Origin of the sequence: Saccharopolyspora cebuensis (assembly GCF_039542665.1) — a bacterium.
Lineage (GTDB): Bacteria > Actinomycetota > Actinomycetes > Mycobacteriales > Pseudonocardiaceae > Saccharopolyspora > Saccharopolyspora cebuensis.
This window is the reverse complement of record NZ_BAABII010000019.1, coordinates 272168-293860: the sequence shown is the minus strand read 5'-3', so window position 1 is coordinate 293860 and position 21693 is coordinate 272168. Positions and strand designations below refer to the sequence as shown.

Sequence of the window (21693 nt, the reverse complement as noted above, 5' to 3'; positions counted from 1 at the left end):
GACGAGGAAACCACCGAGCACGAGCCCGGCGAAGGCGAGATCGGCCACCGCTGCGCACTCCTCACTGGACGAACGACTTTTCACCGACTCGGGTGACTTGCGCTGTCCAGCGAAACCGGTTCGGGAGCGGCGCCGGAAGGCCCATGACGCCGTTTTGACACCCCCGACCGGGACCTTGACGCCGTCCTGAGGTCCGGTGCGGCCGAGGCACGTGGTCGGCGGGCGGAGCGGTTCCGCGACCAGCGGGCGACCGCGGAACCAACGCGTCGGGCTCCACCCGCACCGGGTGAAGCCCGACGTGTGTTCGCTGCCGGGTCAGTCCGCGCTGCCGTCCGGGCTGCTGTTCGGGCTGTCCGCACTGCCGTCCGGGCTGCTCACGCTGCCATTCGGGCTGTCTTCACCGCGGTCGGGGCTGGTCACGGTGCCGTTCGGGCTGTTGGCCGAGTCGACCGGTGACTCGCCGGGCGAGTCGGGGGATTCCGGCGAGCCGTCGACCGGGATGAGCGGCTGCTCGTCGGCGATCTGCACGACCGGTGCCGGCCGGGGGTCGTTGACCTCGCCACCGCTGTCGGCCACCGCCACGGCGGTGCCGAACCCGGCCAAGGCGAGGGTGGCGCTGGCCACGATCCAGGGTCTCTTGACGTCCATGTCCGATAACTCCTCTCCGTCCTGCTCGTTCAGCTTCTCCGTCCTGGATGAAGGCTGTCGTGGCGAGCCGGTGAGAAGCCGTTCATCTCGGCCAGCCACCGTTCGGCGAGCGCGACCCGGTGGTGGGTGCTCGCCCGCCAGTCGGGCTCCTGCACCCGGTGCGGCCCGGTGGCCAGCGAGAGCACCACCGCGGCGACGCGGCGGCGCAGCGCGGGCGGGTCGAGCCACTGCTCGAACCGCCGCTGCAGGGCCGTGCCGAGACCGCTGATCACGCCGGCCCGGGCCGGATGCCGGTAGGTCAGCACGTCGAGGTGGCCGAGCAGGCACGCCGCGTCGTCGAGCCGCTCCCCGGTCCCGGCGGTGTCGATGTCCAGCAGTCCGGTGACCCGGCCGCCGTCGACGACGAGCTGGCTCTCGTAGAAGTCGCCGTGCACCGGCACGTCCGGGCCTTCCGGGACGGTGCCGTGGTCGACCTCGGCGGCCACCGCGCGGGCGCGCGGGCCGAGGTCGGGGACCGCGGCGGCGATCACCGCGGCGTAGTGCGGCGCCTGCTGGCCCCAGGTCTCGCGACGGGTGGTGGCCAGCCCGGCGGGCAACGCGTCGAGCACGCCGAGCACGCCGTCGAGGTCCAGGTCCACCGGCTCCGCCCCGGTCAGCCGGGCGCGCAGCGTGCGCCCGGGCAGCGCGGCGAGCAGCACCATCCCGTCACCGGTCCACCCGAGCGCGTCGGGCACCGGGCACCCGGCTTCGACGGCGGCGCGGTGCCGGGCGTGCAACCCGCGGGCGGCGGCGGGCCGGACGACCTTGGCGAAGACGGTCGTGCCGGGCACGTCCACCTGGAACACCGCCCGGCGGCGCGGGCGGTAGGCGCGCAGGCGCACCCGCGGCGGCTCCTCGGTGCGCACCCCGAGCTCGGCCACGATCCCGCGCATCCGCTCCGGGTCGGCCGCCGCGGGCAGCGCGGGCAGGTCGGGGTCGTGCGGGTACCGCCACATCCCGATCTCGGTGCGGCCGTCGGACAGCCGCGCCACCCCGGCGGGCAACCGCCCGGAACACGCCCCGAGGACCTCGTCGGTGACCGCGCCGTCGCCCCAGCGCACCCGCGCCCGGTACCCGGCGGTGGTGCCCGCCGCCGGCCGGTGGTCGACGTGCCGGACCCGCCACCCCAGCACCTCACCACCGACGGCGGAGAACACCCCGGCGACCAGCTCCGCGGCCCCGTCACCGGTCAGCAGCTCCAGATCGGTCGGCGGTCCCGGATCCGCGCTCGGCGCGGACGTGGACGGGTTTCGCGGCGAGGGCGATGAGGAGTCCATGCGCGCACTGTGCTCCAGCCCGATGGCCCGTCGATGAGCCGCGGATGAGAACGGCTTCACCCGCCGCCGCGGCCGGGGCGAAGGCTGCGCGCCGCGCGGCCGGGTTCAGCGGTGCGCGATCGGCAGGCCGGACACGCGCGGGACGACCGGTTCAGGACCGCGTCCCGGCGGGTCCGTGGCCGGGCCGGGCGGCCGGTGGGACGCGCCCGCCGCAGCGCCTCGTCGGCGCGGACGTCGCCGATGCCGGAGCCGACAGCTGCTCCACCAACGCCCCCGCACTGGACGCACCCCCGGTCCCAGCGCCGCTCCGGCCCCACCCGGGCAACCGCGCCACAACTCACCCTGAAGTGATGTGCGTGAGGGGCACCTCACCAGGAGGACCTCACCGGGCGGGAGCCGTGGTCCGAGCCGATCGGGGCCCTCGGTCCGTCCGCGGGGGACGGTCAGCCCCTCGGCAACAGGAGCCGGAACTCGCTGCCGCCGCCGGGTCCGGGGTGCAGCTCCACCCGCCCGCCGTGGGCGTCGGCGATGGCCGCCGCGATGGCGAGGCCGAGACCGGTGCCGCCCCGCGACCGCCCGTCGTCGGCGCGGTGGAACCGGTCGAAGATCCGCTCGGCGTGCTCGGCGGGCACGCCGGGCCCGCGGTCCACCACGGACACCACGGCGACCGGCGTTCCGGGCGCCGGTCCGGAACCCGCCGACAGCGGCGCCGCCCCACCCGCGCTCCCGCACGACACCGACACCGCCACGGGCGTGCTCGGCGACGTGTGCACCAGCGCGTTCTCCACCAGGTTCGCCACCACCTGGTGCACCCGGTGGGCGTCGCCGACGACCCGCGGCTCCCCTTCCGGGGACGCCACCGCGATCTCCCGCTCGGGGGCGCGCGCCCGCGCGTCCTGGACGACCTCGTCGACCAGCGCCACCAGGTCGACCTCGCCGAGCACGACGGTGCCCCCGCGGTCCAGCCTGGCCAGCAGCAGCAGGTCCTCGACCAGCCTGCCCATCCGGGTCGCCTCGGACTCGATCCGCGCCATCATCGACCGCACGTCCTCCGCGCGGTGCTCGTCGCTGCGCCGATACAGCTCGGCGAAGCCGCGGATCGAGGTGAGCGGGGTGCGCAGCTCGTGCGAGGCGTCGGCGACGAACCGGCGCATCCGGTCCTCCGAACGCTCCCGCTGGCGCAGCGCGTCCACCAGCCGCCCGAGCATCGTGTTCAGCGCCGCGCCGAGCCGTCCGGTCTCGGTCCCGGGGTCCTGGTCCGGCACCCGGCGCTGGAGGTCGCCCGCGGCGATGGCGTCGGCGGTGTCCTCGATCCGGGTCAGCGGGCGCAGCCCGAGCCGCACGGTGACGGTCGCGGCGCCCGCGAGCAGCGCCAGCACGACGGTCCCCACCGCGACCTCGATCAGCATGAGCTGCCACAGCACCGCGTCGTTGCTCTCCAGCGAGAGCGCCAGCGCGATGGTGCGGCCGTCCGGCAGCGGGACCGTGCGCACCCGCCAGGCCGCGCCGCCCGCGGCGTCCGGCACCGTCGTGGTGCCCGGCGGCCCGGATCGGGGCAGCGCCGGGCCGCCCGGCTCGCCTTCGGGCCTGCCCAGCACCCCGCCGATGCGCTGCCCGGCGTGGTCGAAGAACAGCACCCGGAACTCGGTCGGCAGCTCGCGCCCGTCGTCCTGCGCGGGCGGCGGCGGGCCCGGCGGCGGGTGCCTGCCCTCCTCCCACGGGTGCGCCATCTCCGCGAGCCGGTCGTCGGTGCGGGCCAGCAGCGACCGGTTCAGCAGCACGACGCTGGTGGTGCCCATCAGCAGCAGGCCGACGGTGCTCGCCACGAGCAGGACCAGCACCAACCGCCCGCGCAGCGTGCGCATCAGCGCTCCGGCGGGGTGCGCAGCACGTAGCCGACGCCGCGGAGGGTGTGGATCAGCGGCGGCGGGTCGCGGTCGACCTTGCGGCGCAGGTAGCTGATGTAGGACTCGACGATCCGGCTGTCCCCGCCGAACTCGTAGTTCCACACCCGGTCCAGGATCTGCACCTTGCTGACCACCTTCCCGGCGTTGATCAGCAGGTAGCGCAGCAGCTTGAACTCGGTCGGCGAGAGCGCGACCAGCCGCCCGCCCCGGCGGACCTCGTAGGTGTCCTCGTCGAGTTCGAGGTCGTGGTAGCGCAGCGTCGCATCGGGCTCCTGGGCGGGCCGCACCCGGCGGAGGATGGCCCGCAGCCGCAGCACCACCTCGTCGAGGCTGAACGGCTTGGTGACGTAGTCGTCGCCGCCCGCGGTGAGCCCGGCGATCCGGTCCTCGACGGCGTCCCGCGCGGTGAGGAACAGCACCGGCACCGGGTCGCCGGAGGCCCGCAACCGGGTCGCCACCGCGAATCCGTCCAGGTCCGGGAGCATCACGTCGAGCACCACGATGTCCGGTGCGAACTCCCCCGCCGCGCGCAGCGCCTCCGCCCCGGTGGCCGCGCCCCGCACCTCGAACCCGCTGAGCCGCAGCGCGGCGGTCAGCAGTTCGAGGATGTTGGCCTCGTCGTCGACCACCAGCACCCGCGCGGAACCCGTCTCACCCACTCCCCCAGCCTCGCCCACGACCCTGGGAGTTCCCTGGACGCCCGCTGGGAATCCCCGAACGGATGTGATCTGGCAGGTGAGGGGCACCCTGTACCCAGTGACTTGGTACAGGGTGCCCCTCACTCACCACCCTTCCGAGGGATGCGGCTAGCGGCAGTCGTAGAGCTGGTCGTCGGCCGCTCCGCCGTACTCGGCCGGGTCGACCAGCGTGCAGTGCTGCTCCACCCAGCTCTGCCGCTCGCTGGTGACCTGGCCGCCGGGCATCCCACCGGGACCGCCCGGGAAGGAGCCATCCAGGTCCGCCCCCGGCGGGAAGCCGCCGCCGGGGCCCCCGCCGAGCAGGACGAACCCGAGCTGCCCGGTGCGCTGCCACTCGGTGAGCAGCTCCACCGACGGGGCGTCGTCGCTGCCCATGAACCCGCCCATGCCGACCACCACCAGGTCGGTGCCGAGGAGGTAGGAGGAGGCCGCGTTGGCCCCGCCCTCCACGGCGAGCGGGACGCGCAGCCCGCCCGCCTCCGCCGAGACGTGCTCGGCGAGCGCGCGCTGCTGCTCGGACAGCGATCCGCTGCCCGGCCCGCCGGGCGAGGCCCCGCCCGGCCGCTGCCCCCGGTCCGGGAACCGGTCCCCGCCGGGTCGCTGGTCCCCACCTGGCCGGGTGCCGCCGTCCGGACCCGCGCCGCCGGGGCCGCCCATCGTCGCGGGTCCGGCGGTCGGGTTCACCCCGCCCATCGCACCCGCACCGCTCACCGCGCCGAGCACCGACCACGCCGCCGGTACCGCGAGCACCGCGACGAGCCCGAGCCCCGCGCCGATCCGGCCGATCGGCGCACGACGACGTCCGGTGAGCAGCGCGCCGACCGCGAGCACCCCCGCCACCGCGGCGATCCAGCCCGCCCACGGGTGCCAGTCCGGGGCGCGCAAAACCAGCGCCACCGCCCATGCGGCGGTGATCAGCACACCGGCAGGGAGCAGGAGCCACGCCCGGCCGCCCGGCCGCCGGTACCAGCCGACCATCCGCACCAGCCCGGCACCGGTGATCGCGGCCACCGCCGGGGCCAGCATCGTCGTGTAGTACGGGTGCATGGTGCCCTGGGCGGTGCTGAACACCAGGCCGACGACTCCCAGCCAGCCGCCCCACAGCACCCAGCCCGCGACCCGCTCGCGCGGCACCGCCGGGCCGCTCCGCCACCGGCGCACGCCGCTGACCAGGACCGCGACCAGCACCAGCGCGCACAGCGGGAGCAGCCAGCTGATCTGCCCGCCGAGCTGGTGGTTGAACAGCCGGAGCGGACCGGCCTCGCCGGAGAAGCCGCCGCCTCCGATGTTGCCCCCGCCACCGAGGACCCGGCCGAAGCCGTTGTAGCCGAACACCAGGTCCCACGCCGATCCGTCGGTGCTGCCCCCGATGTAGGGCTTCGGCGACGGCCACAGCGAGGTCGCCACCACCCACCAGAACGAACCGACCAGCAGCACCGCGGCGGCCACCGCGAGCTCGGCGGCCCGCCGCCCCCACGAGGCCCGCGAGCCCACCAGGTAGGCCGCGAGCAGCGCGGGCAGCACCAGCCACGCCTGGAGCATCTTGGTCAGGAAGCCGCAGCCCACCAGGAACGCGGCCAGGGCGAGCCAGCCCATCGCCCGCTCCCGGCCGAACGCCCGGGTCATCGCGTAGGCGGCGCCGACGACGAGCAGCACCAGCAACGTGTCCGGGTTGTTGTCCCGGTTGATCACCACGGTGATCGGGGTCAGGGCCAGCACCAGCGCGGCCAGCAGCGCGGCGGGGTCGCCCGCCCAGCGCCGGACCGCCCGGTGCAGCACCAAGACCGCCGCGACCCCGGCCACCGCCTGCGGCAGCAGGACCGCGACCTCGTTGAAGCCGAACAACGACACCGACAGGACCTGGGCCCACAACGCCATCGGCGGCTTGTCCACCGTCACCACGCCCGCGGCGTCGAAGGACCCGAAGAAGAAGTTCTCCAAGCCGGTCGTCATCGATTCGACGGCCGCCGAGTAGTAGGCGTTGCCCCAGTAGCTCCCGATGCCCCAGCCGTAGAGCGCGGCGGCCAGCGCGCAGATCGCGGCCAGCGCCGCGCGGGACCGCGCCGCCGTCATGCCGGCCCTTCCTCGTCCCGGTCCGCGCGGAAGACCCACGACCGCAGCAGCGCGAAGCGCAGCACCGTGGCCACCGCCGAGGACGCCAGCAGCACGGCGATCTCCAGCCACCGCGATGCGTCGGGCACCGCGAGGCCGAGGGCGAGCAGCGCACCCGAGGTCACCGCGCAGTAGGCGCCGAAGACCACCAGGCCTTGGACGTGCACCCGGCCGGTCCCGCCCGACCCGCCGCGGCGGAAGGTGAACCGCCGGTTGGCTTCGGTGTTGCCCAGCGCGGTCACGACCAGGGAGATCAGGTTGGCCACCACGGGTGGCAGCCAGAGCCGCAGCAGCGCGTAGAGCGCGGTGCTGATCGCCGTGGACAGCAGTCCGATCGCGGCGAAGGAGACGATCTGGCGGCGCAGCCCGTCCGGCGCCAGCACCGCGTCCGGGTGCACCGCGCGCGGCTCCGGCCGCCGGGGCAGGCCGGGGACGGTGGCCGCGCCGGTCAGCTTCGCCCGGCCCACCCGGAGCAGTCCGGCGAGGTCGTCGACGGCGGTGCGGACCACGTCCACCCGGGTGTCGACGTCCTCCACCCAGTCCACCGGCACCTCGTGCACCCGCAGCCCGTTGTGCTCGGCGAGCAGCAGCAGTTCGGTGTCGAAGAACCAGGTGTCGTCGCGCACGTGCGCCACCAGCGGGCGGACGACGTCGGTGCGCGCGGCCTTGAAACCGCACTGGGCGTCGGTGAACCGGGCGCCGTGGGTCCACCGGACCACCTGGTTGTAGCAGCGCGAGATCAGCTCCCGCTTACCGCCGCGCACGGTGCGCGACCCCGGCGCCAGCCGGGACCCGATCGCCAGGTCGGAATGCCCGGCGACCAGCGGCGCCACCAGCGGCAGCAGCGCGTCCAGGCCGGTGGACAGGTCGACGTCCATGTAGACCACGACGTCGGCGTCGCTGCGGCCCCACGCGGTGCGCAGCGCCCGGCCGCGGCCCTTGCGGTCCAGGTGCAGCACCCGGACCCCGTCGAGCTCCTCGGCGAGCCGCCGCGCGACCCCCGGCGTGCCGTCGGTGCTGGCGTTGTCCACCACCGTGATGCACCACCGGAACGGGAATCGCTCGGCCAGGTGCTCGCGCAGCACCGCCAGGCATCCCGGCAGCGACCGCTCCTCGTTGTGCACCGGCACCACCACGTCGACCGTCGCGGTCGTCGCGGGTGCGCCGGTCGGGCTGTCCGGAACGGTCTCCGGTACGGCAGCCATCCCCCACCACCTCTCTCCGACTGGGACCTGCACGGCCTCCATGGAGCCGGAGCGAGTTGCGCCGGGAGTGGGTGCGAGCTGGGAATTCGCTGGGAGCGTTCAGCGGTGCGCGTTGCGCGGCAGGGGTTGGCAGGCCGGGCAGGTGTAGGACGACCGGTTCATGAACGCGTCCCGGCGCACCGGCGTGCCGCACCGCGGGCAGGGGTTCCCGGCCTGCCCGTACACCGCCAGCGACCGGTCGAAGTAGCCCGACTCGCCGTTGACGTTGACGTAGAGGTCGTCGAACGAGGTGCCGCCCGCCCGCAACGCCTCCTGCATGACCTCGGCGACCGCGCCGAACAGCTCGCGGACCTTCGGCCGGGTCAGGGTGGCGGTGGGGCGCGCCCAGTGCAGCCGCGCCCGCCACAGCGCCTCGTCGGCGTAGATGTTGCCGATGCCGGAGACCAGCGACTGGTCCAGCAGCGCGCGCTTGATGCCGGTGCGCTTGGCGCGCAACCGGGTGGTCACCGCCGCGATGTCGAAGACCTGCTCCAGCGGGTCCGGCGCGATGTGCGCGACCGCGCTCGGCACCGCGAGGCCGCCGGATTCGACGAGGTCCTCCAGGTGCACCCCGCCGAAGGTGCGCTGGTCGACGAACCGGAGCTCGGGACCGCCGTCGGCGAAGCGCACGCGCACCCGCAGGTGCTTCTCGTCCGGCGCGTCCGGCGGCTGGACCAGGAGCTGACCGCTCATCCCGAGGTGCACGACCAGGGCTTCACCGGCGGGGGATCCGGCGGCGGGCCCGGCCAGCTCCAGCCACAGGTACTTGCCGCGCCGCCGGGCCGCGCTGAGCACCCGGTCGGCCAGCCGTCCGGCGAGGTCCTGCGGCCCCGGGACGTGCCTGCGCACCGAACGCAGGTGGTGGATCTCGACGCTGGACACGGTGCGGCCGACCACGTGCGCGGCGACTCCGCGCCGGACGACCTCGACCTCGGGCAACTCGGGCACGCCCAGCATCTTCGCCGACGCGCCGAAGGACCCCGCACCCGGGCGGGATCACTCGGTGGCGGCGGTGCCCTCGCCGGTCGCGGCGCTGTTCAGGCGCTCGGAGAGGGAGCGCCACGCCGCCTCGGCGGCCTTCTGCTCGGCTTCCTTCTTGGTGCGGCCGTCACCGCGGCCGAGCACGTCCCCGCCGACGGAGACGAACGCGCTGAACTCCTTGCGGTGGTCCGGGCCCTCTTCCTCGACCCGGTACTCCGGGACGCCGAGCGCCGCCGCCGCGGTGAGCTCCTGCAGGCTGGTCTTCCAGTCCAGCCCGGCGCCCCGCTGCGGCGCCTCGGCCAGCAGCGGCGCGAACAGCCGGTGCACCACGTCGCGGGCGACCTCGATGCCGTTCTCGAGGTAGACCGCCCCGAGCACCGCCTCCAGGCCGTCCGCGAGGATGCTGGCCTTGTCGCGTCCCCCGGTCAGCTCCTCACCGCGACCGAGCAACAGGTAGTGGCCCAGCCCGCCCTCGCCGAGCTCCCGCGCCACCCCGGCCAGCGCGTGCATGTTCACCACGCTGGCCCGGAGCTTCGCGAGCTGGCCTTCGGGCAGCTCCGGGTGATCGGTGTAGAGCCGGTCGGTGATGACCAGGCCCAGCACCGCGTCACCCAGGAATTCGAGCCGCTCGTTCGGCGGCAGTCCACCGTTCTCGTAGGCGTACGAGCGGTGGGTGAGGGCCAGGGTGAGCAGCTCGGCGTCGAGATCGACGCCGAGCGCCTTCAGCAGCGGAGCCCGGTCGACCTTCCGGTTCCGCGATTGCTTTCCCCCCACTGCGCGACCGCCGCTCAGGCAGGCTGGGTGACCTGGCGGCCGCCGTACTGGCCGCAGGACGGGCAAGCCATGTGCGGCATCTTCTGCTCGCGGCAGGAGCGGTTCTCGCACTGGACGAGGGTCGGCGCGGAGGCCTTCCACTGCGACCGGCGGTGACGGGTGTTGGCCCGGGACATCTTGCGCTTCGGGACGGCCACGACTAGTTCTCCTCCTCGGTCCCGCCGAACCGCTCTTTCAGCGCGGCCCAGCGAGGATCAATGGTCTCATGCGTGTGATCGGAGCCGAGTTCGGCCCACTTCGCGCCGCACCCGGAGCACAGCCCCGGGCAGTCCGGCGAACACAGCGGTGACGTGGGCAACGACAGCAGCATCGCGTCCCGCACCACCGGTTCGAGGTCGATCAGGTCGTCGACCACGCGAGCGACCTCGTCCTCGTCCGTGCTGGTGTCGGTGGCGCTGTCCGGGTACGCGAACAGCTCCCGGAACTCGACCTCGATCTCCTCGGAGATCGGGTCCAGGCACCGGGCGCACTCGCCCACCAGATCAGCGCTGGCGGTACCGGACACCAGGACGCCCTCCACCACCGATTCCGCCAGCAGTTCGAGCCGCACCGGCTCGCCCTCCGGCACCTTGATCATGTCCAGGCCGAACCCGGCCGGCGCCGGGGCCTGGCGGGAGTACGAGCGGCTGTTGCCCGCGCGCTGCCCGAGCTCCCGGGTGTCGAGCACCCAAGGTCCGGTGCGGGAGATGCGCTCTTCGCGGTTCTGTGACATCACAAGTTTCGGCAGGTAGGAACGGTCCGTAGGCGCCGACGGTCGCACGGGGCGACCAGGTGCCGCGCACCCGTGGTCAGCCCTTCCAGCCTACGCGACCGGCCCGGACTCCCGGCACAACCCCTCCCGCCACGTCGCCCCCAGGTGAGGGGCACCGACACCCGGCCTCCCGGGCCGGAGGCGCCGCTGAGCACCTCCCGGACGGGTGCGGCCGACGATCCCGCCACCGCACGGCTTTGGCCCGAACGTGTGATGCCCAGCGGTCGCGCTCCGAGGCGGCATCAGTGCACGTCGATCTCGCCGCACCGCCAACGGGACGCGACGGAAGGGGGACTCTCCGGATGCGCCACGGCTCCGGCGATCGTCGGGTGGCGGCGGCTCAGTTCGCGGTGTTGCCGCCGGGGCTCCACTCCTCGTAGTCGAACGGCGCGCCGACCGGGCTGCGGAGCTGCTGCCTGCCCTTGCCGACGGTGCGCAGGGTGCGGCCCAGCAGGTCCTCGAACTCGGCGAGGCGCGAGTCGACGTAGGCGTCGCACTCGCTGCGCAGCCGCTCGCCGTCGTCGTTGGCCTGGTCCACGATCCGCTTCGCCTCGGTGTTGGCGGCGTGGACGACCTCGGTGTCGGCGACGAGCCGGGCCTGCTCGGACCGGCCCTCGTGCACCGACTGCTCGTAGGCGGCCCGCCCGGCCTGCACCATGCGGTCGGACTCGGACTGGGCGCGGCCGATGTAGTCCTCGTACTCGCGGCGACCGGTGGTCACGGTCTGCTCGGCGGTGGCGCGGGCCTCGGCGATCAGCTCGTCGGCCTGCTCGCGGGCCTGCGCCAGGATCTGCTCGGCCTCGGCGCGGGCCGAGGAGACGGTGCGCTCGGCCTCGCTGCGGGAACCGGTCATCGCCTGCTCGGCGTGCGCTTCGGCCTTGGAGACCACGTCGTCGCGGTGGTCCAGCACGTCCTGGGCGTCGTCGAGCTCCTGCGGCAGCGCGTCGCGCACGTCGTCGAGCAGCTCCAGCACATCACCGCGCGGCACCACGCACCCCGACGTCATGGGGACGCTGCGCGCCTCCTCGACGATCGTGACGAGTTCGTCGAGCGCCTCGAACACCCGGTACACGTTGATCTCCTCGCCGTCGTGGCCGCTGCAGCGGCAAGCATCCCAGAACCACCGGCGACCCGGCGGACGGCCCGTCCCGATCACGCCGCGACCAGCCCGGTCTCCCAGTCTGCCCGCGCGACCCGCCCGGCGCCGGGATATCCGGGCGCCCGCGTGTCAGACCGGCAGCACCCCGCCCGCGCGCGGTGCCGCCGGTCGGCGGGAGATCACGCGTTGATGTCGGTGAGCCGGAAGCTCTCGTAGTGGTCCTCGGTGTAGAAGTACTCGCCGCCGTCCCCGACGACGAACCGGCGGGCGCCCCGGTCCGGGCTCCCCGGCGTCTCGACGGTGAACTCGCGGTAGTACCCCTCGGCGCAGTCCGGCAGGATGCCCTCGCGGTTCTGGAAGGTCTCCCCGTCCTGCGGGTACGGGTAGGGGCCGCCGCGCTGGATCAGCTCGACGGTGTCGGTGGCCTCGGGCGGGAGCTGGGACAGGTCGACGCGCTGGAACCCGGAGGTGTCCCCGCACGCCGGCTGCGCGGCGGCGGCCGGGGCGGGCTCGGGCACCTGCGCGGCGGCGACGAGCTGGAAGCCGAACAGGCCCGTCACGGCGAGCAGCCCGGCCAGGAGCAACTGCACTGGTTTCGACGTGATCCGCTTCATGGCGACCGACGCTAACCGCGGCAGGTGATCAGCCCGGGGCCGTGACGTGAACCCGAACCGTCGCTCCGCTCGGCCCGGTGACCCGCCCGCACCCGAACGGAGCAGCGCGCAGGCGCCGGCTCAGGACTGCTCGGCGAGCCGTTCGCGCATCCGGCGCTCGACCTCGGGCGGCAGCAGGTTGGAGACGTCCCCGCCGTAGGTGGCGACCTCCTTGACCAGCGAGCTGGCCAGGAAGCTGTAGAGCGGGTTGGTGGACATGAACAGCGTCTCGACCCCGGACAGGCGCTGGTTCATCTGCGCCATCTGCAGCTCGTAGTCGAAGTCGCTGACCGCCCGCAGGCCCTTGACGATGGCGCCGATGCCGTGGTCCCGGCAGTAGTCGACGAGCAGCCCGTGCCAGGCGTCGATGCGCACGTTCGGCCACGGCGCGGTGACCTCGCGCAGCATCTCCAGCCGCTCGTCCACGTCGAACAGGCTCTTCTTGTTCTTGTTGATCAGGACCGAGACGACGACCTCGTCGAACAGCCCCGACGCGCGCTCGATGATGTCCAGGTGGCCATTGGTCACCGGATCGTAAGAGCCCGGACACACGGCACGTCTCATGACGCGGGACGGTAGCAGCAGCGGCCCGGCACCCGCCCCGGCTACGTGGTGGGGGTCACGGCCCGCGCTCAGCGTGTTCGGCCCAGTGCACGGCGGTGTCGCCGTAGCGGCGGGTGCGCAGCGCGGCCAGCGGCGGCGGCCAGCCCGGCTCGGCGTCGCGGGTCGAGCGCTCCACCACCACGACCGCACCGGGCGCGGTCCAGCCGCCGTCGACGAGCGCGGCCAGCACCCGGTCCAGCGCGGCGGTGCCCAGGTCGTACGGCGGATCGGCGAGCACCACGTCGAACGGCTCCTCGCACCCGGCGGCCAGCGCGGTCTCCGCCTTCGCCTGCTCGACGCGCACCCCGGTGAACCCGAGGGCGGCGGCGTTGCGGCGGATCAGCCCGGCGGCGCGCCGGTCGTGCTCGACGAAGGTGGCGTGCGCGGCGCCGCGGGACAGCGCCTCCAGGCCGAGCGCCCCGGAGCCGCCGTAGAGGTCGAGCACCCGCGCCCCCGCGAGGTCGAGCAGCGATTCCAGCGAGCTGAACAGGGCTTCCCGCACCCGTTCGGAGGTGGGGCGGGTACCGCGCGGCGGCACTTCGAGGCGGCGCCCGCCGGCGCTCCCGGCAACGATCCGTGTCACCCGGACATCGTCGCCCACGGTCGGCGTCGGCTGCTGGGCGCCCATTTTACGCCTGCCGGGGCGGGCCCCGAGCGCCCGGGAGAGGCGTCGCAGGCTCCACCGCCGGGCCGTAGGCTCCCAGGTCGCCCACAGGAACGGGGAGACGAAGCACAGGTGTCCGAAGCATCCATCAAGCAGGCCGAGATCCGGCTCGAACAGCAGCACGTCGACCGGGTCTACGCCCGGCTCGCCGAGCTGCGCGCCGACGCGGCGCGGTTGCGCGACCAGAGCTACGAGCACGGCCGGGAGGCCACTCCGGACGCGCTGTACGAGCGCGACGTGATGCTGCACCACGCCCACCGCACGTTGCAGGCGCTGGACGCCGAGTCGGAGGGCCTGGTGTTCGGCAGGCTGGACTTCGCGGGCGGCGACGCGGTCCACATCGGCCGGTTGGGCATCCGCGATCCGCAGTTCCAGGACCTGCTGGTGGACTGGCGGGCGCCGCTGGCCGCGGCGTTCTACCAGGCGACGCCGGAGCACTCGATGGACGTGGTGCGGCGCCGGGTGATCCGGTCCTCGAAGGAGGAGGTCGTCGACGTCTCCGACGACCTCCTCGACCCGCACCGGGCCCCGGAGGGGATGCGGGTGGTCGGCGACGGCGCGCTGATGGCCGCGCTCACCCGCGCCCGCAGCGATGCGATGCGCAACATCGTGGCCACCATCCAGAAGGAGCAGGACGACGCGATCCGGGCGCCGGAGTCGGGGGTCACCGAGATCACCGGCGGTCCGGGCACCGGCAAGACCGCGGTGGCGCTGCACCGCGCGGCGTACCTGATGTACCGGGACCGGCGGCGGCTCGCCGGACCGGGCGTGCTGGTGGTCGGCCCGTCCCCGGTGTTCATGTCCTACATCTCGCGGGTGCTGCCGTCGATGGGCGAGCACAACGTGGAGCTGCGCGCGCTCGGCGAGGTGCTCGACGGTCTGGGCGCCACCGCGGTCGACGAGCCGCGCACCGCCGGGATCAAGGGGTCGGCGCGGATGGTGAAGGTGCTGCGGCGGGCGCTGCGGCTGGCCCCGCCGGACGCGCCCGAGGAGCTGAGCCTGTTCTACCGGGGCGCGGTGCTCAAGCTGCGCGCCGAGGAGCTGGCGAAGATCCGCCGGTCGCTGCACGCCAAGGGCGCGCCGCCCAACCGCACCCGGATGAAGGCCGCCGACGCGCTGCTGGAAGCGCTGTGGCAGCAGGCCCGCGAGGCCGCCGACGAGGACTTCCGGCCGGACCGGGACCGGTTGTTCGCCGAGCTCGGCGAGCGCATCGAGTTCCACCGCTTCCTGGTGGCCTGGTGGCCCGCGGTGTACCCGATGCAGGTGCTGCGGTGGCTGTCCGATCCGCAGCGGCTGGCCACCGCGGCGCGCCGGCTGCTCAGCGCCGAGGAGGTCGACCTGCTGGCGAAGTCCTGGGGACCGGCCGACACCGGTCCGGAGTGGACGGTGGCCGACGTCGCGCTGATCGACGAGCTGCGCCACCTCGCGGGGCCGCCGCCGAAGCGGCGCGCGGAGGAGCAGCCCGAGGGCACCCGGCGGCGGGCGAACTACGACGAGTACGCCCACGTCGTCGTCGACGAGGCGCAGGACCTCTCGCCGATGCAGTGGCGGATGGTGGGCCGCCGCGGTGCCCACGCGAGCTGGACCGTGGTCGGCGACCCGGTGCAGACCTCCTGGCCGGACCCGGAGGAGGCGGCGCGGGCCCGCGACGAGGCGCTGCGCCCGGCGGGGGCGCACCGGCGCTTCCGGCTGCGCACCAACTACCGCAACTCGGCGGAGATCTTCGCCGTGGCCGCCGAGGCGGTGCGCGACCTGGTCCCGGCGGAGGACCTGCCGGTCGCGGTCCGCAGCACCGGGGTGCCGCCGCGGACGCTCACCGCCGCGCCGGACGAGCTGGCCGCGCGGGCCCGCGCGGTGGCGCTGGAGCTGGCCGCCGGGACCGACGGCACCGTCGGCGTGATCACCACGATGGACCGCCGCGCCGAGGTCCGGGAGTGGCTGGCCGAAGCCGATCCGGACCGCATCCGGGTGGTCGGCAGCCTGGAGGCCAAGGGCATGGAGTACGACGGCGTGGTCGTGGTCGACCCGGCGGGGCTGGCCGCCGAATCGAGCACCGGCCGCCGCGCCCTCTACGTCGCGCTGAGCCGGGCGACCCAGCAGCTCACCGTGCTCGAAGTCGGCTGACCGGCGTGCGGGCGGGTCGCTGCGGCGGCTGACGCCCGTTCGGCGCGGAACCCCCACCGCCCGGGTTCTTCCCGCCCGCACGTCCCGTGACCACCAGGACCGGCCTTTCGGCGGAACGCGGCTCGCCGAATCCGGTATATGATATCTCGGTCTCTGCCCAGCGTCGCCCGGAGGCGTCCGATGGCCGACCCGCTGCCCGAGCGGACGTGGCACCTGCTGCGCCGCACCAGCACCGCGACGATCACCACCCGGCTGCTGGCCCGGGGGCTGCGCGGCGCCCTGCTCCAGGGGCCACGTCCGCTGCACCCGGTGGACTCCCCGATGGTCGGCGAGGCCTTCACGCTGCGCTGCATCCCGGCCCGCGAGGACCTCGACGTGCTCTCGGTGTTCCAGGACTACGACCACCCGCAGCGCCGCGCCGTGGAGGCCGTCCCCGCCGGTCAGGTGCTGGTGATCGACAGCCGGGGCCAGCGGCGCGCCGCCTCGCTCGGGCACATCCTGGCCACCCGGTTGCAGGTGCGCGGGGTCGCCGGGGTGGTCACCGACGGCGCCGTCCGCGACGCCGCCGGGTTCGCCGAGCTGGCGATGCCCGCCTTCGCCGCCGGGATCTCCGCGAGCACCAACCTGGTCCAGCACCACGCCGTCGACCTCCAGGTGCCGATCGGCTGCGGCGAGGTCGCCGTCTACCCCGGCGACGTGCTGATCGGCGACGCCGACGGCGTGGCGTGCCTGCCGCGCCACCTCGCCGCGGAGGTCGCCGAGGAAGCCGCCGAGCAGGAGCACCTGGAGGAGTTCGTGCTGTCCGAAGTGACCGCCGGACGACCGCTGCGCGGCACCTACCCGCCGGACGAGGCCACCCGGGCGCGCTACCGGGAATGGGCCCGCCACCACCCGCCGAGGAGCTGACCGTGGGAGTTCCCGCCGACCGGATCCGGACGCTGGCCCGGGACGTGCTGACCGCCTGGGGGATGGCCGACGACCTCGCCGCCACCACCGCGGACGTGCTCGTCGACACCGACCTCGCGGGCATCGACTCGCACGGCGTCTCGCTGCTGATGACCTACGAGCGGTTCCACGAGCAGGGCCGCCTCGACCTCACCGCGCGGCCGGTCGTGGTGCGGGAGAACGCCGCCACCGCGCTCGTCGACGCCGGGCGCGGGCTCGGCCACCCGGCGGGCGAGTTCGCCATGCGGCTGGCCGTCGACAAGGCCCGCGAGCACGCCGTCGGCGTGGTCTCGGTGGCCCGCTCGCACCACTTCGGCGCCGCCGGGTACTACGCCGAGATGGCCGCCCACCGGGGCCTGATCGGCATGGTCACCAGCTCGGCGAACCTGTCCTGCGGGGTGCCCACCGGGGCGGTGGTGCCGATGCTGGCCACCAACCCGATCGCGTTCGCCGCGCCCGCCCGGCGCAACCCGCACTTCCTGCTGGACATGGCCACCAGCACCGTCGCGGCCAACAAGGTCAAGGTCTACGACTACGAGGACCGGCCGCTGCCCCCGGGCTGGGTGCTCGACGCCGCGGGCGAACCGGTGCGCGACGCCGCCGAAGCGCAGCGGATCATCAAGGAGGACGACGTCGGCGGGCTCACCCCGCTCGGCGGCACCCCGGAGATGTCCAGCCACAAGGGCTACGGGCTGAGCATGATGGCCCACGTGCTCGGCGCGACCCTGTGCGGCGGGGTGTTCCCGGCGCTGCGCGAACGCGACGACCCCGCGAGCCCGCACGACATCGGGCACTTCTTCCTGGCGCTGGACCCGGCCGCGTTCCGCACCGCCGGTTCCTTCGCCGACGACCTGGACGACGCGATCGACCTGCTGCACGACACCCCACCCGTCGACCCGGACCACCCGGTGCTGGTCGCGGGCGACCCGCAGGCGCGCGCCCGCGCGGAGCGCACCGCCGCCGGCGTCCCGCTGTCGGCCGAGGCGCTGCACCAGCTCCGGGGCGTGGCCGACCGCGCCGGGGTCGCCTTCGACCTCGGCTGAGCGCCGCACCGCCGCGCGCCCGACGGGCTCAGGAGTCCTTGCAGGATGCGGCGGAGCCGCATGCTGTGCGGCCGTCAGCTGGCACCGCGGCCCGTGCTCGGACGTGACCGCTCAGCGGTCTTCTCGCGAGGACAGCGCCGACGCCGGGTACGGAAGTGGGTACATCAGGAGGCGATCCCGCAGCGAGAAGACCGCTGAGGTTCCGCCACCCGCACCGCCACGCAAGGCGCGTGACGAAAGCGGCCCTCAGGACTCCAGGAAGTCGGCGAGGCGGGTGTCGGCGGTGAGCACGTCCGGGTCGGTGCGGACGTCGAGGACGGCGGGGCGGTCCGCGGCGAGGGCGGCGCGGACCGACGGTTCCAGCTCGGCGCGGGAGGCGACGGTGTACCCGGCAGCGCCGAGCGAGCGCGCCCAGCCCGCGAAGTCGACCCCGCCGATGTCCACCGCGGACAGCCCGAACCCGGCCTTGGCCTGGTGCATCGCGATGGTGCCGTAGAGCCCGTTCTGGAAGACCACGACGACGATCGGCGCACCGAGGCGCACCGCGGTCTCGACCTCCTGGCCGGTCATCAGCGCGCCGCCGTCGCCGACCATCGCCAGCGCGGTCCGCTCCGGCGCGGCGAGCTTGGCGGCCACCGCCGCCGGGACGGCGTAGCCCATCGCGCCGTTGCACGGCCCGAGCTGGGTGCGCGGTTCGGTGAAGCACCAGTAGCGGTGCACGAATCCGGCGAAGTTGCCCGCGTCGTTGGTCACGATCGCGTCCGCCGGGGCCAGCCGGCGCAGGGTGCGCACCACGTCGGTCGGGTGCAAGCCGTCGGTGCCCTCGGGCGCGGTGCTGAACGCCCGCACGGCGGCGCGCGCCTGGGACCAGTCCCGGCTCCGGGGTGCGGCGGTGGTGCGGAGCTCGCGCAGGAAACCGGCCACGCCGTGCTCGACGTCGATCACCCGCTGGTGCGGCAGCGGGTAGCGGAAGCCCTGGGTGGTCACCTCGTCGAGCCGCATCCCCAGCACCAGCAGCAGATCGGCGTGCTCCAGCGCGTCCAGCGCGGGCACCCCGAGGGCGAGGTGGCCGAGGTGCTGCGGGTGGTCCTCGGGGAAGGAGTCCTGCCTGCGGAACCCGGTGTGCACGCCGAGGCCGAGCCGTTCGGCGGTGGCGACGAGTTCGGCGTGGTCCTCGGGCGACCGGGTGCCGGTGATGACGACCGGCTGCTCGGCGGCGTCGAGCAGCGCGGCCACCTCGGCGGTGTCCGGGGCCGCCGGGACGGCGGGCGGGGCGGCGGGAACCGGATCGGGCGCGGGCTGGTCCCAGAAGTCGCTGGGCACCGCGAGCACCGCCGGTCCGGGACGCGGCCCGGTCGCGGCGGACAGCGCTTCGGCGACCAGCCCGGGGACCTCGGCGGCGGTGCCCGCCTGGGCCGACCACCGCGCCAGCGGCGCGAACATCGCCGCCAGGTCGACCTCCTGGAAGCTCCGCCTGCCGAGCTTGGTGGACGGGACCTGGCCGAGCAGCACCAGCATCGGGGTCCCGTCCTGCTCGGCGGTGTGCACGCCGATGGCGAGGTTGGTGGCGCCCGGACCGCGGCTGGCCAGCGCGAGGGCGGGGGCGCCGCGCAGCTTGCCGTCGGCCTCGGCCATGAACGCCGCGCCGCTCTCGTGCCGGGTGGAGACCAGCGTCAGCCGGGGTTCGGCCGCCAGCGCGTCGAGCAGCCCGAGGAACGATTCGCCCGGCACGGTGTAGCCGCGCCGCACCCCGGCGTCGGCGAGGACCTCGACCACGGCGCGGGCCACGGTGCGTTCCACGGGGACTCCCTTCGTCAGGTTGATATATCGTACATCACTTCACCGGAAACGGTGATCCGAACGAGGAAATACCTGGGCCGGGCGAGGGCGCGCCGGGGTCGATATATCATCGACCTCGTGTCCACGCTGAGCGATACCCCCGGACTGCGCCCGCTGGACGGCCCGGCCAGCCGCACCGACCTGGTCGCCGCCACCCTGCGCGACGCCATCCTCACCGGCGCGCTCCAGCCGGGCGAGACCCTGGTGGAGCGGCGCCTGTCCGAGCAGCTCGGGGTGTCCAAGACGCCGGTCCGCGAGGCGCTGATCGGCATGGCGCACACCGGCCTGGTCACCGTGGCCCCGAACAAGGGCTTCACGGTGCGCCGCCTCGCCCTCGCCGACCTGCGCGCCGTCTACCAGGTCCGGCTGCTGCTGGAGCCGTGGGCCGCGATGACCACCGCCCGCTCCGGCGCCCCCGAGCCGCTGCGGCAGGCCCAGGACGCGCTCAACGAAGCCGCCGGGCTGCTCAGCTCGGGCCGCAACTCCGAGCTCAGCGCCGCCAACCGCCGGTTCCACCGCGCGCTCTACAGCGGCTGCGGCAACGAGCTGGTCGTCGACCAGCTCGACGGCCTGCGCGACCTCACCTCGCTCGGCGTGGTCAGCATGCTGTGGGACCGCTGGCCGTCCTGGCGCGACGAGTTCGTCGAGCACGCCGAGATCCTGGCCGCCGCCACCGACGGCAGCGCCGAGGACGTCGAACGGCTCTCCCGCGAGCACCTCCGCAGCGCCATGGCCAAGATCGACGAAGCCGAAGGCTGACCCCGCACCCGACGTCACCCGTTCTCGTCATGAGTGAGGGGCACCCTTGCCCAAGTATGTTGGTCAAGGGTGCCCCTCACTCAGTTCCCGTTCGGGTGAGGGTCAGCGGAGCATCGGGCGTTGCTCGTCCAGTGGCTCGATCTTCACGGCGAAGGCGTAGATCGCCGCGCCGATGACGCTCATCGCCCCGGCGAACAGCAGCGGCCACACGTAGGCGTACTGCCCGGTGCCGATCAGGAAGCCGATCACGATCGGCCCGATCACCCCGCCGAGCTGCGAGCCGAAGTTCTGCACCCCGGTCAGGGACGCGACGTTGCGCGGGGACGGCGCGACGTCGGCGGGCAGCGACAGCAGCGCTCCGGTCGCGATCGCGACGCTGCAGTAGGACAGCGTCAGGAAGGTCAGCGCCGCCACCGGGTTCGGCGCGACCGACGCCAGCGCGATCGTCGAGGCGCCGAGCATCCCCACCACGAGCGGGATCTTGCGGGCCAGCGCCAGCCGCGTGCCACGGCGCACCAGCCAGTCCGACAGCAGCCCGCCGAGCCAGTTGGCCACCATCGCCGCCAGGCCCGGGATCGCGCCGAACAGGCCGAGCTGGAGCAGGCTGAAACCCTGCTGGTTCACCAGGAAGTCCGGGTACCAGGTGATGAAGAAGTAGATGATCACGCCGCGGCAGGTGTAGCCGGCGACCAGCGCCCAGGTGGTCGAGTAGCGGAAGAGGTGCCGCCAGGGCATCGGCTGCCTGCCGTCGTCGCCGAGCTCCTTCTCCTCGGTCCGCCCGCCGCCCTGCTCGATGTAGTCCACTTCGGCCTGGTTGGTCCAGCGCTGGCGGCGCGGCGAGCGGTAGATCCACAACCACACCGCGACCCACACGAGCCCCAGCGCGCCGGTCACCACGAACGAACCGCGCCACCCGACCAGCGCGATGAGCAGCGTCACCAGCGGGACCGACAGCGCCGACCCGAATTCCGAGCCGGTGTCGAAGATCGAGGAGGCGAAGGCGCGTTCCTTGCGCGGGAACCACTCCGACACCACCCGCGCGTTGGCCGCCTGCATCGGCGCCTCGCCCACGCCGAGCACCAGCCGCCAGCCGATCACCCCGGCGAAGCCGCGCACCAGCGCCGTGGCCGCGGTGCCGATGGACCACCAGAGCACCGCCAGCGGGTAGAGCAGCCGGGGGCCGAAGCGGTCCACCAGCCAGCCGCCGGGGAGCTGGAACAGCGCGTAGGTCCAGAAGAACGACGACAGCATGATGCCCTTGAGCTCGTCGGAGAAGCCGAGCTCCTGCTGCATCTGATCGCTGGCGACGCTGAGGTTGGCGCGGTCGATGTAGGCGATGGCGGTGGCCACGGCGATCAGGACGACGATCAGCCACCGGACCCGGGTGCGGCGCGGACGGCTGGACTCGGGCTGCTCCATGCGACGCACCTCATCGTGTTGGCGCATGATATCTGATACGCCAAGCTAAAGTGG

At 74.1% G+C, this 21693-nt stretch carries 20 protein-coding genes; 4 read left to right on the top strand and 16 right to left on the bottom strand.

Going from position 1 to position 21693, the window contains the following annotated elements; all coding sequences use genetic code 11:
* Positions 1 to 315: 315 nt before the first annotated feature.
* From ABD976_RS26595 to rsmD, 14 genes are all read right to left on the bottom strand, one after another.
* Entirely contained in the window at positions 316 to 648 is a 333-nt protein-coding gene (locus ABD976_RS26595; protein ID WP_345367810.1) for a hypothetical protein, read from the bottom strand.
* A gap of 29 nt (positions 649 to 677) precedes the next feature.
* Complete coding sequence (locus ABD976_RS26590) at positions 678 to 1964, bottom strand: phosphotransferase (protein WP_345367809.1); 1287 nt, start codon at positions 1962 to 1964, stop codon at positions 678 to 680.
* 443 nt (positions 1965 to 2407) lie between these two features.
* Positions 2408 to 3829: a sensor histidine kinase gene (locus tag ABD976_RS26585; protein WP_345367808.1), complete on the bottom strand. Its 1422-nt coding sequence runs from the start codon at positions 3827 to 3829 to the stop codon at positions 2408 to 2410.
* The gene (locus tag ABD976_RS26580) at positions 3829 to 4530 is read right to left on the bottom strand and encodes a response regulator transcription factor (protein ID WP_345367807.1); all 702 of its coding nucleotides are present in this window, start codon (positions 4528 to 4530) and stop codon (positions 3829 to 3831) included. Before ABD976_RS26580 ends, ABD976_RS26585 begins: the two co-directional genes overlap by 1 nt.
* Before the next feature lie 147 nt (positions 4531 to 4677).
* Positions 4678 to 6642: a glycosyltransferase family 39 protein gene (locus ABD976_RS26575; protein WP_345367806.1), complete on the bottom strand. Its 1965-nt coding sequence runs from the start codon at positions 6640 to 6642 to the stop codon at positions 4678 to 4680.
* A complete protein-coding gene (locus ABD976_RS26570; protein ID WP_345367805.1) occupies positions 6639 to 7886 on the bottom strand; it encodes a bifunctional glycosyltransferase family 2/GtrA family protein in 1248 nt (415 codons plus the stop codon). Before ABD976_RS26570 ends, ABD976_RS26575 begins: the two co-directional genes overlap by 4 nt.
* 99 nt (positions 7887 to 7985) lie before the next feature.
* Positions 7986 to 8873 (bottom strand): bifunctional DNA-formamidopyrimidine glycosylase/DNA-(apurinic or apyrimidinic site) lyase, encoded by an 888-nt coding sequence (mutM, locus tag ABD976_RS26565; protein ID WP_345367804.1) that lies wholly within the window; start codon positions 8871 to 8873, stop codon positions 7986 to 7988.
* A 48-nt stretch (positions 8874 to 8921) separates the two neighbouring features.
* Positions 8922 to 9680: a ribonuclease III gene (rnc, locus tag ABD976_RS26560; protein WP_345367803.1), complete on the bottom strand. Its 759-nt coding sequence runs from the start codon at positions 9678 to 9680 to the stop codon at positions 8922 to 8924.
* A 14-nt stretch (positions 9681 to 9694) separates the two neighbouring features.
* Entirely contained in the window at positions 9695 to 9877 is a 183-nt protein-coding gene (gene rpmF / locus ABD976_RS26555; RefSeq protein WP_345367802.1) for a 50S ribosomal protein L32, read from the bottom strand.
* Positions 9878 to 9879: 2 nt separating this feature from the next.
* Positions 9880 to 10452, bottom strand: a complete 573-nt coding sequence (locus tag ABD976_RS26550; RefSeq protein ID WP_345367801.1) for a YceD family protein — start codon at positions 10450 to 10452, stop codon at positions 9880 to 9882.
* A 379-nt stretch (positions 10453 to 10831) separates the two neighbouring features.
* The gene (locus ABD976_RS26545; RefSeq protein ID WP_345367800.1) at positions 10832 to 11563 is read right to left on the bottom strand and encodes a F0F1 ATP synthase subunit B family protein; all 732 of its coding nucleotides are present in this window, start codon (positions 11561 to 11563) and stop codon (positions 10832 to 10834) included.
* A 206-nt stretch (positions 11564 to 11769) separates the two neighbouring features.
* The gene (locus tag ABD976_RS26540) at positions 11770 to 12204 is read right to left on the bottom strand and encodes a guanyl-specific ribonuclease (protein ID WP_345367799.1); all 435 of its coding nucleotides are present in this window, start codon (positions 12202 to 12204) and stop codon (positions 11770 to 11772) included.
* A 120-nt stretch (positions 12205 to 12324) separates the two neighbouring features.
* The gene (gene coaD, locus ABD976_RS26535) at positions 12325 to 12807 is read right to left on the bottom strand and encodes a pantetheine-phosphate adenylyltransferase (protein WP_345367798.1); all 483 of its coding nucleotides are present in this window, start codon (positions 12805 to 12807) and stop codon (positions 12325 to 12327) included.
* 55 nt (positions 12808 to 12862) lie between these two features.
* Entirely contained in the window at positions 12863 to 13429 is a 567-nt protein-coding gene (rsmD, locus tag ABD976_RS26530) for a 16S rRNA (guanine(966)-N(2))-methyltransferase RsmD (protein WP_345367797.1), read from the bottom strand.
* A 153-nt stretch (positions 13430 to 13582) separates the two neighbouring features.
* On the opposite strand from rsmD, the gene ABD976_RS26525 reads away from it, so the two are divergent.
* The 3 genes from ABD976_RS26525 (at position 13583) to ABD976_RS26515 (ending at position 17622) form a co-directional block, all read left to right on the top strand.
* Entirely contained in the window at positions 13583 to 15634 is a 2052-nt protein-coding gene (locus ABD976_RS26525) for a HelD family protein (RefSeq protein ID WP_345367796.1), read from the top strand.
* Positions 15635 to 15814: 180 nt separating this feature from the next.
* Complete coding sequence (locus ABD976_RS26520; protein ID WP_345367795.1) at positions 15815 to 16540, top strand: ribonuclease activity regulator RraA; 726 nt, start codon at positions 15815 to 15817, stop codon at positions 16538 to 16540.
* A gap of 2 nt (positions 16541 to 16542) precedes the next feature.
* Positions 16543 to 17622: an Ldh family oxidoreductase gene (locus ABD976_RS26515; RefSeq protein ID WP_345367794.1), complete on the top strand. Its 1080-nt coding sequence runs from the start codon at positions 16543 to 16545 to the stop codon at positions 17620 to 17622.
* Between the two features lie 246 nt (positions 17623 to 17868).
* Here the strand turns inward: ABD976_RS26515 and ABD976_RS26510 are convergent, their stop codons facing one another.
* A complete protein-coding gene (locus ABD976_RS26510; protein WP_345367793.1) occupies positions 17869 to 19422 on the bottom strand; it encodes a thiamine pyrophosphate-dependent enzyme in 1554 nt (517 codons plus the stop codon).
* Between the two features lie 117 nt (positions 19423 to 19539).
* Here ABD976_RS26510 and ABD976_RS26505 point away from each other — a divergent pair, with 117 nt between their 5' ends.
* Positions 19540 to 20220 (top strand): GntR family transcriptional regulator, encoded by a 681-nt coding sequence (locus ABD976_RS26505; protein WP_345367792.1) that lies wholly within the window; start codon positions 19540 to 19542, stop codon positions 20218 to 20220.
* Between the two features lie 102 nt (positions 20221 to 20322).
* Here ABD976_RS26505 and ABD976_RS26500 read toward each other — a convergent pair whose 3' ends face one another.
* Entirely contained in the window at positions 20323 to 21639 is a 1317-nt protein-coding gene (locus ABD976_RS26500; protein WP_345367791.1) for an MFS transporter, read from the bottom strand.
* Between the last annotated feature and the right edge of the window lie 54 nt (positions 21640 to 21693).